Annotated in this window: 11 protein-coding genes; 7 read left to right on the top strand and 4 right to left on the bottom strand. The window is 63.8% G+C overall.

The features are described from left to right. Nucleotides 1-33: 33 nt before the first annotated feature. Nucleotides 34-1608 (bottom strand): ABC transporter substrate-binding protein, encoded by a 1575-nt coding sequence (locus tag AC6LKD_RS31505; RefSeq protein WP_492277135.1) that lies wholly within the window; start codon nt 1606-1608, stop codon nt 34-36. Between the two features lie 140 nt (nt 1609-1748). After that, nucleotides 1749-2486: a FadR/GntR family transcriptional regulator gene (locus tag AC6LKD_RS31500; RefSeq protein WP_013392905.1), complete on the bottom strand. Its 738-nt coding sequence runs from the start codon at nt 2484-2486 to the stop codon at nt 1749-1751. A 288-nt stretch (nt 2487-2774) separates the two neighbouring features. Between AC6LKD_RS31500 and AC6LKD_RS31495 the strand changes: the two genes are divergently transcribed. Next, complete coding sequence (locus AC6LKD_RS31495; RefSeq protein WP_498118445.1) at nt 2775-4262, top strand: glycosyltransferase family 39 protein; 1488 nt, start codon at nt 2775-2777, stop codon at nt 4260-4262. Between the two features lie 6 nt (nt 4263-4268). Here the strand turns inward: AC6LKD_RS31495 and AC6LKD_RS31490 are convergent, their stop codons facing one another. Beyond that, nucleotides 4269-4535, bottom strand: a complete 267-nt coding sequence (locus tag AC6LKD_RS31490; protein WP_041653252.1) for a hypothetical protein — start codon at nt 4533-4535, stop codon at nt 4269-4271. A 169-nt stretch (nt 4536-4704) separates the two neighbouring features. Here AC6LKD_RS31490 and hemN point away from each other — a divergent pair, with 169 nt between their 5' ends. After that, entirely contained in the window at nt 4705-6135 is a 1431-nt protein-coding gene (gene hemN / locus AC6LKD_RS31485; RefSeq protein ID WP_498118444.1) for an oxygen-independent coproporphyrinogen III oxidase, read from the top strand. Between the two features lie 37 nt (nt 6136-6172). Here hemN and AC6LKD_RS31480 read toward each other — a convergent pair whose 3' ends face one another. Further along, complete coding sequence (locus tag AC6LKD_RS31480) at nt 6173-6913, bottom strand: response regulator (protein ID WP_041653256.1); 741 nt, start codon at nt 6911-6913, stop codon at nt 6173-6175. 602 nt (nt 6914-7515) lie between these two features. Here AC6LKD_RS31480 and thrS point away from each other — a divergent pair. From thrS to AC6LKD_RS31455, 5 genes are all read left to right on the top strand, one after another. Beyond that, entirely contained in the window at nt 7516-9468 is a 1953-nt protein-coding gene (thrS, locus tag AC6LKD_RS31475) for a threonine--tRNA ligase (RefSeq protein ID WP_013392910.1), read from the top strand. Nucleotides 9469-9488: 20 nt separating this feature from the next. Beyond that, complete coding sequence (gene infC / locus AC6LKD_RS31470) at nt 9489-10040, top strand: translation initiation factor IF-3 (protein ID WP_080551054.1); 552 nt, start codon at nt 9489-9491, stop codon at nt 10038-10040. A 154-nt stretch (nt 10041-10194) separates the two neighbouring features. After that, the gene (gene gshB / locus AC6LKD_RS31465; RefSeq protein ID WP_013392911.1) at nt 10195-11166 is read left to right on the top strand and encodes a glutathione synthase; all 972 of its coding nucleotides are present in this window, start codon (nt 10195-10197) and stop codon (nt 11164-11166) included. A gap of 18 nt (nt 11167-11184) precedes the next feature. Next, on the top strand, nt 11185-11586 hold the full coding sequence (locus AC6LKD_RS31460; RefSeq protein ID WP_013392912.1) for a PTS sugar transporter subunit IIA: 402 nt from the start codon (nt 11185-11187) through the stop codon (nt 11584-11586). 109 nt (nt 11587-11695) lie between these two features. Next, nucleotides 11696-11965: an HPr family phosphocarrier protein gene (locus tag AC6LKD_RS31455; protein WP_013392913.1), complete on the top strand. Its 270-nt coding sequence runs from the start codon at nt 11696-11698 to the stop codon at nt 11963-11965. Nucleotides 11966-12026: the final 61 nt, after the last annotated feature.

Below are 12026 nucleotides of genomic sequence, written 5' to 3'. Positions count from 1 at the left end.
CGGCAGGCCTGCCGCGGCGGCGTCCTGCGGCGCTTATTTCTCGATGTACACGTCGTCGAAGCTCTCGTTCAGGCCGATGGCGGTCTTGACCAGGTTCTTCACATTGCCGCGGTAGAGCGTGGGGAACTCCATGTCCACCAGGAAGCCGTTGGCAATCTCATTGACCAGCGTGGTCTGCAGCTTGGTATAGATCTCCTGGCGCTTGGCGGGATCCACCTCGGATGCGGCGGTTTCCCACTGCTTGTCGGTCTCGGGATTGCTGTAGCCCTGCACGTTGGCGAACGGCGAGCCCTTGACGATGTTCGACGAGACATAGAGCCGCTGCACGCCCAGCGCGGGGTCGCCGTACTGGTAGGTGAAGGTGGTGGTCATGTCGAAGTCCCAGTTGCCCGTGCGGCTGGCCCAGCCGCCCGCGTCGGTGGCTTCCAGGTTGACCTTGAAGCCCAGCTGTTCCAGCGCCTGCTTGGTGTACTCGCCCAGGCGATCCCAGGTGGAACCGTAGGGGAAGCTCAGCTGGCGGATCGTGTAGTCCTCGGGCTTGATGCCGGATTCCTTGATCAGCGCGCGCGCCTTCTTCATGTCGAACGCCAGCGGCGGCATGTTCTTGTCGTAGAACATCTCGGTGGTGACGAAGGGGCTGGTGGAGACCTTGCCCAGGCCGAAGAAGATGTTGTTGACCACCATGTTGCGGTTGATCGCCGCCATCACCGCCTGACGCACCTTCAGGTTGTCGAAGGGCGGCTTGCGCATGTTGAAGATCAGGTAGGCCTGCGGCGAGAACATCTCCCAGCCGGCCGTGGTGTATTCGACCTTGGGCAGGGCGCGCAGGCGCTTGATGTCGACGTTGTCGACGTCGCCGCCGCGCAGCACGTCCACGCTGCCGCGCTCGAAGGCCACCGCGCGCGAGGCGGAATCGGGGATGACGTTGAACACCAGCTCATCCAGATAGGGCTTGCCCGGCTTCCAGTAGTCGGGGTTGCGGGTCAGCTTGATGTACTCGCCGCGCTTCCATTCCTTGAACATGAACGGGCCGGTGCCGACTGGCTTCTGGTTGGCCGGATTGGTCATGTAGTCGGTGCCCGCGTAAATGTGCTTGGGCATCATGGGCGCAAAGCCCGGCTCGAACATCAGCATGAAGGCGGGGAAGGGGGTCTTCAGTTTGATGACCACCGTCTTGGCGTCCGGCGCCTGCACCGATTCCACGAACTTGTTGAGGATCACGCGGGCGCGCGCATGGGTCTTGGGCAGCATGTCCGCCAGCGAGAACACCACGTCCTCGGACGTGAAGGGCTTGCCGTCGTGCCACTTGACGTTGTCCTGCAGGTGGAAGGTGTAGGTGAGGCCGTCGGCCGAGGCGTCCCACGATTTCGCCAGGCCGGGCTGCGGCTTCAATTCGGTGGAGTAGGTCAGCAGGCTCTCGTAGATCTTGCCAGCGACGAATTGCGTGGGGCCCTGCTGGTTGATGGCCGTGACGATCACCGGCGGTTCGGGCTGGACGATCATGTTCAGCGTGCCGCCCTTGGTCTGGGCCAGGGCCTGAGTGGCGGGCAGCGCGGCCGCGAGGACCAGTGCGCCGATGCTTAGGGAGAACCATTTTTTCGATTTCACTGCGAGCCTCCGGGCTGGAAAGGATCTGACAGGTGTCCGCGTCGCGGATGCCGTGCTCTGGCAAGCAAACCTCATGCCACCTGTGTTTTCAGGGGTACTACGGGTGGAGCCGCTACAACAATGCTTCGTATGGGTGCTCTTCAGCGTGCCGCGCACCATTGCGGCGCGCCGTTGTCGTCGCCAAAGTCCTCTCGCAGGCGTGCCAGGATGCCCAGCAGATGCGCATGCATGGCGTGCCGCGCGCGGATCGGGTCGCGCGCCTGAATGGCAATCAGGATGCGCTGGTGCTCGGCATGGGCGATCGCCCAGACCTTGGTGTCGACGAAGTAATCCTCCATGCGGCTGTACACCGGGCTGGTCTGCGTCAATTCCCACAAATGAGCCACCGAGGCCGCGACCGCGGCGTTGCCGCAAGCGGCGGCGATGGCGTTGTGGAATTCGCGGTCGTGGCGGCCGGGCGAATTGCCTAGCGACATGCCCTCGTGAGCATCGCGGATGGCGGCGATCTGGGCGGGCGACCCATGCTGCGCGGCCATGCCGGCGCATTCGGGTTCGATCAGCATGCGCGCTTCCAGCAGGTCGAAGGGGCCGATGCCGTCCTGTCCAGGCGCGGAGTAGCCGGCGGCGGGCGTGGCCGCTTCCCGGGCGGCGGTGACGAAGACTCCCGTACCTACGCGCACCTCGACATAGCCTTCGATTTCCAGTGCGATCAGGGCTTCGCGGATCGACGCGCGGCTGACTTGCAGCTGTTCGGCCAGTTCCCGCTCAGAAGGCAGGCGCCCGCCGCGAGGGAATTCGCCAGCCCGGATCCGGCCGGCGATCTGGTCGGCGATGACGCGGTACAGGCGGGTGACGGCAGCGGCTTGGAAGGTGTTCATCGGCGCGTGAGGCGGGGACTTCGGCTCAAGTGGTCAGGCCACCAAATATAGGCATCTCATCCTTGAATAAGAAGGAGAATTTTCCATTTCAAGGGAAAACGATCACAGGGATTTCACCTCTTTATTTAGAGTGGTCAGGCCAGTTAGGAAGACCTTTGCGCGCTTTACAGTTTCCCGACAAATCCCGAACAGAATCGCCTCTGTTGCGGGCAGGGGCCATCCCATACTCCGTCCCGCCCCATGAAGGGCATGAAGCAGCGCGCGGCGCCGGCAGCAAGGGAGAGGGAAGTGAAGGAAGTTGCGGAGCGGGCATCCGGGTCCGAGGGCTGGCGGATCGGCGCTGGCATGGCGGTGTTCGCGCTGGCATGGCTGACGCTGCTGGACCGGGCGGCCCTGGCGCCTCCCACCGACAACATCGAGCAGCTCACCTGGGTGCGCAGCCTGGAATGGGGTTACTACAAGCATCCGCCGTTGCCGACCTGGCTGCTGTGGCCCGCGGTGCGATTGCTGGGCTGGTCGGCCTGGACGAGCTACATCGTCGGCGCGCTCTGCACCTTGGGCGCCTTCGCGCTGCTGTGGCGCTGGCTGCGGGACATGCGTGGCAGCGGCTACGCGCGGGCGGCGTTGCTGGCGGGCCTGTGCGTCACCTTCTACAACGGCCGCCTGTATTTCTACAACCACGAGATCGTGTTGATCCCGCTGGCGGTGGGCTGCGCCGCCGCGTGCTGGAAGGCCTGGACCACGCGCCGGATCGGGTGGTGGATCGTGCTGGGCGTCTGCCTGGGCCTGGGAGCCTTGTCCAAGTACCAGAGCGCGGTGGCGGGCGCCGCCGTGCTGGTGTTCTGGTTGAGCCAGCGCGGCTGGCGCGACCCCATGCACCGTTTCGGCCTGCAGGTGGCGGCGCTGACGGCGTTGGCGGTCTTTGCCCCCCATCTGTGCTGGTTGGCCTACAACGATTTCGAGCCCCTGAATTACGCGATGGCCTCGTCGCTGGCCGCGGGTCTGCCTTGGAGCAGCCGCGCGGCGGAGGTGGCGCGATGGTGGGGCGACCAGTTGCTGAACCGCGCGATGCCGGCTTGGATCCTGCTGGGTGTTTTGTGGTGGTTGTCACGCCGCGGCGCAGCCATGGCCAGCGTGGAAGCGGAGCCGCAGCCGGGCGATGCGGGCCGCGCCATTCTGCTGTCGTTCGGCTTCACGCCGCTCGCCTTCGTCAGCGTCATGACGCTTGCCAGCGGCTCGCAGGTGCAATTGCACTGGGGCACGCCTTATCTGCTGTTCGTGGTGCCAGCGGCGATGGAACTGATGCGCGGCGGCGCTTGGGGGGCCGTGCGGCGGCGCGATGCCGTACTGGTCTTTGTGCTGGTCCAGGCGCTGTTGATGGCGCGGGTCGTGCTGACCTCGCCGGGCGGGGCAGGGCTGGCGCGCAAGACGTCGGACTGGCGCTACTTCGATGCCCAGGCGCTGGCCGATGCCCTGCATGAACCCGCCAAGGCCGCGCTGGGCGGGCCGGTCAGGCTGATATCGGGGCCGCCCGACGAAGCAGGGGCGCTGGCGCTACGCCTGCCGGAGCAGCCTTTGGTGTTGATAGACGGGCAACTCCGCTTCAGTCCCTGGGTGCCGAAGGACATGGTGCAGGCATGCGGTGCGCTGGAACTGGAAGTGCAGGCGCCCGGTCCGGGATTCGTCGCCGTCGGACGGGACTTTCCTGGCCTGTACTGGCGCGCGACGCCGCCCACCGCGCCTTGCGGCATGGCGGCAGGCGCGCCGCCTCGCTAGGGCAGGCTACTGCGCCTCGCCGTCCGGCTCCGGCGTCTGCGTGAAGGCGCGCACCAGGCGCGCGATGCCGTCCAGCTCGTCTTGCGCTCCCACCACCCATTCCGCTTTCTCGAATGGGCTGTCCGAGGGCGTGCTGTCCATGCCTGCCTTCAGGTCATTGAGCAGTTCCAGCGCCATGTCGGTGGCCTGGGGGCTGCTGCGGGTCGAGAGGGCGATGGCGATCGCCAGCGCTTGGCGCATGGCGAGCAGGCGGCCGTCCAGTTCAGTGTCCATGGTGGTTTCCGTGTTGTGCATCTTTAACAAGGCCGCATTTTACGGGGGGCGAGGCCGCGCGCGCGTTCCACGGGTTGATGCGGGACGTGGGGATTGGTCCGGCGGGAAGATCGCCGGGGTTTGCGCAAGATCAAACCGCAGTGGCCGGCACAGGCGAATAATTCCAGGTATGCAAGCCGCCCTACGCCCATTACAGACTGAATCCCGCGAGCCCTCCGCCGCCAGCCCCTTGTTCCCGCCCCAATTGCTGGCGCGGCTGGACAAAAACGGCCCTCGCTACACCTCATATCCCACGGCGGACCGGTATCATGGCGGCTTCGGCGAGCAGGATTACCGGCAGGCGTTGCAGCAACGCCGCGCGGCGGCGCCTGCGGAACCTCTGTCGCTCTACGTGCACATCCCGTTCTGCGAGTCGGTCTGTTATTACTGCGCCTGTAACAAGGTGGTGACCCGCCATCACGGCCGCGCCGCCCGTTATCTGGACGCCCTGGCTGCCGAGATCGAGCTGCATGTGCGCGAGCTGGGCGAAGGCGTGCCTGTGTCGCAATTGCATTTCGGAGGCGGCACGCCGACCTTCCTGTCGGACGAGGAACTGTCGGGGCTGATGGCGAATCTGCGCCGCGCGTTCCGCTTCGAAACCGATGCGGAAATCTCGATCGAGGTGGACCCCCGCACCGCCACGCCCGAGCGCCTGGCCCACATGCGCGAACTGGGCTTCAACCGCCTGAGCTTCGGCGTGCAGGATTTCGATCCGCGGGTGCAGGCGGCGGTGCATCGCGTGCAATCATTCGAGGACGTGCGGGCGTTGATGCAGAGCGCGCGGGCGTTGGGCTATGTCTCGGTCAACATGGACCTCATCTACGGCCTGCCGCTGCAGACCACGGAATCCTTTGCCCGCACCATCGCCCAGGTCATCGCGTTGCGGCCGGACCGCATCGCGCTCTATGCCTATGCGCATCTGCCGACCCGTTTCAAGCCGCAACGCCGCATCAACGAGGCGGACCTGCCCGACAGGGAAACGCGGGTGGGGCTGCTTAGCGCCGCCATCGACGGTTTCCTGAAGCAAGGCTACGCCTACATCGGCATGGACCATTTCGCGCTGGAAGGCGATGCACTGGCGATCGCCAAGCAGAAGGGGGAGTTGCACCGCAATTTCCAAGGCTACAGCACGCAGCCGGACCGCGATCTGGTTGCCCTGGGCGTGTCGGCGATCGGCCGCATCGGTAACACCTACAGCCAGAACGCCAAGGTTCTGGACGAGTACTACGCGGCGATCGAAGCAGGGCGCTTCGCCATCGAAAGAGGGCTGACGCTGAGCGCGGACGACCTGGTGCGGCGCGAGATCATCATGGACATCATGTGCCAGGGCCGTGTGGACTTTGGCCAGATCGAGGCGCGCCACGGTTTGAGGTTCGCCGACAGTTTTGGCCAGGAACTGCAGCAGATGGCGAATCTTGCCGAGCTGGGCCTGGTCAACCTGCGCGCGGGCGAGTTGCAGGTAACCGGCCTGGGCTGGTACTTCGTGCGGGCCGTCGCCATGGCGTTCGACGGCTACCTGCAGGCGCCAGGCACCGCGGCCAGTTACTCCCGGATCATTTGAGCCGCGGCTTTGGGTGGGGCCTGACGCCGGGCGGCGTTCATTCGGCGAACTTCTCGCGCAGGTAGAGCGCCAGCGACAGATCGTCGGATAGCTGCAACTTGCGCATGGCCCGGCGCTTGTGGGTGCTGATGGTCTTCTTGCTGCGCATCAGCCGCGCTGAAATCTGCGTGACGGACAGGCCCTGGCTGATATGGCGCAGTATTTCGACTTCCGAAGTCGTCAAGGCCGCGTGGGGGTGCGTCGGCTGTTGCGGGCGGATCTTGCCGTCCTGCACCGTGAGAAATTCCTCCCTGCCCGCCAGCACGCCACGGATCATTTCCGGCAGCAGCACCATGCCGCATTCCTTGGCGAAGTAGCCGTTCGCGCCCGCTCGGTACGCGGCGTACTGGGTTTCCTGGCGGCTGCCCGCCGAGAAGGTAATGAGCGCCATTGCGGGGTGATAGCGGCGCAGGCGGCGTAGGTAATTCACGCCGTCCCAGGGTTCCAGCGGCAGGTAGAAATCGACGAGGGCGACTTCGCAGGGCGAGTGGGACAGTTTTTCCAGCAAGGAGCGCGCCGAGGTTTCGCGGTGGACCACCCGGAAGCCCGGGCGGCTCTCCAGGTAGGCGCCCACGCCCACGGCCACCACGGGGTGGTCGTCCAGGATGGCCACCTTGATGAGGGGCGGCGGCCGGGACAGGAGCAGGTGCCGGCGTGTACCCGGGCGGTCGCCGGTTTCGGCGGGCTCGGGGCTGAGGTGTGGGGGCGCTTTGAGAGTGAGCGCTGAGACAGTTTTCATCGATGCTCCACATGCAGGATGGGGGAACGCCGGCGGTCGATTGCGCAGGTCGCGGATAGTCCTGAATTTGCGAAGGCAGATTACGTTTTCGCATGCCCTGCGGGACATGAATCTCGCCAAAATCAGACTGTTGCACCATCTACCTGTCATATATGCGAGAAGCACGCCCGGAACATTCTGGATTTAGGCCGTGACGACGGGTGAGGTTTTGGGTTATGGCGCAGTGGCGCACAGCGCAGGTGCAACCGGCTGGAGCGGTCGGACGCGCTGTGGCGCTTTTGCCACGGAAAGAGCGCAAGTAGTGATACAATCGTGGACGATAAGCACCGCTTCTGTTGCGCAGTGCATTGTTTGCTGGTTTTGATCCATGCCGCTGCGGCGCGCACCAATAGGTCCAGACACCATGTTTTTCCCGCTGGCACGAACTACGACCCGGAACTTTCGCCCTATGTCGCGTTAAGTTTTCGTGCGTCGGGTTTCACCGTGTCAGGTCAGCGGTAGGACTCAGCAAGACAATCCAGGAAACGCGGCTCTCAGGCCGCGTTTTTCGTTTCCGTATTTTGTTTTTTTAGTTCCCAGAACCCCCCCAGGAAGCACTCCCGATGGTACAGATCACATTGCCCGATGGTTCGCAGCGCCAATATCCGGGGCCGGTAACGGTTGCCGAAGTGGCGCAATCGATCGGTACGGGCCTGGCGAAGGCCGCCTTGGGCGGCCGCGTGACGTTCGAGGGCTCGGATTCCAAGCTGGTCGATACCAGCTTTCGCATCGAGGGCGACGCCCGTCTGGCCATCGTGACGGCCAAGGACGCCGACGGCCTGGACCTGATCCGCCACTCCACGGCGCACTTGCTGGCTTATGCCGTCAAGGAGCTGTTTCCGGACGCTCAAGTCACCATCGGTCCGGTGATCGACAACGGCTTCTACTACGACTTCTCGTACAAACGCCCGTTCACGCCGGAAGACCTGGCCGCCATCGAGAAGAAGATGGCTGAACTTGCCAAGAAGGACGAAGTCGTCACGCGCGAGGAATGGTCGCGCGACGACGCGGTCGAATTCTTCAAGGGCATCGGCGAAAAGTACAAGGCCGAGATCATCGCCTCGATTCCGTCGAACGAACCGCTCAGCCTGTACCGCGAAGGCGACTTCATCGACCTGTGCCGCGGCCCCCACGTGCCGTCCACGGGCAAGCTGAAGGTCTTCAAGCTCATGAAGGTGGCCGGCGCCTACTGGCGCGGCGACAGCAAGAACGAGATGCTCCAGCGCATCTACGGCACCGCCTGGGCGACCAAGGAAGAGCAGGAAGCCTATCTGCACATGCTGGAAGAGGCCGAGCGCCGCGACCATCGCAAGATCGGCCGCGAACTGGAACTGTTCCATTTCCAGGACGAGGCTCCCGGGCTGATTTTCTGGCACCCCAAGGGTTGGGCGCTGTGGCAGCAGGTGGAGCAGTACATGCGCTCCGTCTACCGCGACAACGGCTACCAGGAAGTGAAGGCGCCGCAGATCCTGGACATTTCGCTCTGGAAGAAGACGGGCCACTGGGACAACTACCGTGAAAACATGTTCACCACGGAGTCCGAAAACCGCGTCTACGGCCTGAAGCCGATGAACTGCCCGGGCCACGTGCAGATATTCAATGCCGGCCTGCATTCCTATCGCGAACTGCCCCTGCGCTACGGCGAATTCGGCCAGTGCCACCGCAACGAACCCTCGGGTTCGCTGCATGGCATGATGCGCGTGCGCGGCTTTACGCAGGACGACGGCCACATCTTCTGTACCGAAGAACAGCTGCAGGACGAGTGCGCCGACTTCACGGCACTGCTGCAAAAGGTTTACCGCGATTTCGGCTTCACCGAGGTGTTGTACAAGGTCGCCACGCGTCCTGAAAAGCGCATCGGCTCGGACGAAGTCTGGGACACGGCCGAAGCGGCCCTGATGGAGAGCCTGCGCCGCACCGGCTGCGAGTTCGAAGTGTCGCCGGGCGAGGGTGCCTTTTACGGTCCCAAGGTGGAATACACCCTGAAGGACGCCATCGGCCGTCACTGGCAGTGCGGCACGATCCAGGTCGACTTTTCCATGCCCGTGCGCCTGGGCGCCGAGTACGTGGACCAGAACGACCAGCGCCGCCCGCCGGTCATGTTGCACCGTGCAATCCTCGGTTCGCTGGAGCGTTTTATCGGCATGCTGATCGAAAACCACGCCGGCGCGATGCCTCCCTGGCTGGCTCCGGTGCAGGCTGTCGTATGCTGCATTTCCGAACCTTCGGCCGATTATGCGGCTGAAATCACGCAAAGCCTGAAAAAACAAGGCTTTAGAGTAGAGTCCGATTTGCGCGGTGAAAAAATCACTCGTAAAATTCGGGAGCACAGCCTGCAAAAGGTGCCGTACATCCTCGTCGTCGGCGACAAGGAAAAGCAAAACGGCACCGTAGCCGTACGCGGACTGGGCGGACTGGACCTCGGGGCCATCGCATACGACGAATTCGTCGCGCGCTTGTCCGAGGACGTGTCCACCCGTCGCGACGTCAACCAACCTGGTAGCAGCGCTGCTTAACATTTCTAGGAGCTTTCAACATCGCCACTGAAAAAGCCAATCGCATCAACGGTGAAATCCGCGTCCCCGAGGTGCGCCTGATAGGTCTGGACGGAGAACAGCTGGGCATCGTCAAGATCGCCGACGCGTTCCGTCTTTCCGAGCAAAGCGACGTGGATCTGGTGGAAATCGCGCCGAACGCCGAGCCGCCGGTCTGCCGTTTGATGGACTACGGCAAATTCAAGTACCAAGAGCAGAAGCGCCAAGCCGAAGCTCGTTCCAAGCAGAAGGTCATCCAGGTCAAGGAAGTCAAATTCCGTCCGGCCACCGACGAGGGCGACTACCAGGTCAAGCTGCGCAATCTGCGCCGCTTCCTCGAAGAAGGCGACAAGGCCAAGGTGACGCTGCGTTTCCGTGGCCGCGAAATGGCCCACCAGGAACTCGGTATGCGGGTGCTTGAACGTGTGCGCGACGATCTGCTGGAACTTGCCCAGGTCGAAGCCATGCCGAAGCTCGAAGGCCGTCAGATGGTCATGGTGCTGGCGCCGAAGAAAAAGGCCGTGCCTGCGGGCAAGCCTGAATCGGCTGCCTGAGCTCCTGCCGTAGCCTCTCCAGGGAGGCTACGCCGCTTTTGCAGCCCGCCGTCTGCTGTTGCGCCGGCGGGTTCGCTAATTGGGCGGCTCTGCGCTACGATGTCATAAAGCCGCCTTCCCGCGAGGGAAGGCGGCGTCCGTTCAGGGTGTCGCGATGCATGTATTGTTCGTTTTGGATCCCTTGCCGCTGCTTAAGGCGTACAAGGACAGCTCTGTCGCCATGATGCGTGCCTTGGTGGCGCGCGGCCATACGCTCAGCGTGGCCATGCAGGGCGATCTTTATATCGAGGCGGGCACGGTCAAGACCGCGGCTACCCCCATCGAACTGGTTGCGGATGCCGATCTGCATGGCCATGACTGGTGGCGCGAATCTTCCGCCCAGGATCTGCCGCTGGCGGAATTCGGCGCTGTGGTCATGCGCAAGGACCCGCCGTTCGACATGGAATACGTGTATTCCACGCATCTGCTGGAATACGCCGAGGCGCAGGGTGCCCGAGTGTTCAACACCGGCGCCGCGATCCGCAACCATCCCGAAAAGCTGGCCATCACCGAAATCAGCGAGTTCACCGCGCCCACGCTGGTGACCCGCAGCATGGCCCGCCTGAAGGCGTTCCACGACGAGCATCACGATGTCATCGTCAAGCCGCTGGACGGCATGGGCGGCACCGGCGTGTTCCGGCTGCAGCCCAAGGATCCCAACCTCAACGCCATCCTCGAAACGCTGACGGACAATGGCGCGCGCACCATCATGGCGCAGCGCTACATTCCCGACATCGTCAAGGGCGACAAGCGCATCCTGCTGATCGGCGGCGTGCCGGTGCCGTATTGCCTGGCCCGTATTCCGCTGGCCGGCGAAACTCGCGGCAATCTGGCGGCCGGCGGCCGCGGCGTGGCGCAGGAACTCTCCCCGCGCGACCGCGAGATCGCCGAGGCCGTGGCTCCCAAGCTCGCCGCCCGCGGCCTGCTGCTTGTCGGCCTGGACGTCATTGGCGATTACGTCACTGAGGTCAACGTCACCAGCCCCACCTGTTTCGTGGAAATCGCGGAGCAAACCGGTTTCGATGTCGCGGGCATGTTCGTCCAGGCGCTGGAAAAGGCCGTGGCGACCTCTGCCGCGGCAGCTTGACCCGCCGGGATTCCCGTCATGACCACAGGTATAGTCATCGTCGTGCACGCGCCCCTGGGCGCGGCGATACGCGATTGCGCCAGCCACGTCATGGGCAACCTGGACGGCATGTTGGCCATACACGACATCCAGCCTGAAGACCGCCCGGACGACCTGGCGCCGGAAGTCCTCAAGGACATTCTGGAGCAGGAGCACGGCGCAGGCGTACTGGTGCTGACCGACCTGATCGGCGCCACGCCTGCCAACATTGCCAAGCGCGCCGTCTCCGATGCCCAGGCCCAGGGCATCCAGTGCTGCGTGCTGGCCGGCTTGAACACGCCGATGCTGCTGCGGGCCCTGACCTATCGCAATCTGCCCTTGGCCGAAACCCGCGAGAAGGCGCTGGCCGGGGGGCTTCAGGGTGTCTTGCGTGTAGACTGACGGGCGGAAATTTGCCCTATTATGTCGGCTATCGATTCTGGCCGAAGGGCGGTTCGACGTTTTGCTGTGAACAACACTGCGGCGTCATGCCGCAGCCACCATATTTCCTATGCCTAATACAGACATCGTCATCAGCAATAAACTGGGCTTGCATGCCCGGGCGGCTGCCAAGCTGACGCAGCTGGCCAGCAAGTTTTCCAGCGAGATCTTTATCTCGCGCGGCGCGCAGCGCGTGAACGCCAAGAGCATCATGGGCGTCATGATGCTGGCGGCCGGGCTGGGCGTGACGGTTAAGCTGGAGGCCTCCGGCAACGACGCCGATCAGGCCCTTTCTGAAATTCAATCATTGTTCGACAGTAAATTCGGTGAGCAGGAATAGAATTTCTTCCGGATCCGCCGGCCTGAGCGCTGCTCGGGCCGGCTCGTCTACGACCCTCAAT

The organism is Achromobacter sp. D7-1, assembly GCF_059760445.1.
Note: the sequence above shows the minus strand (reverse complement) of the source record. Positions and strands in the feature narration are given on the sequence as shown.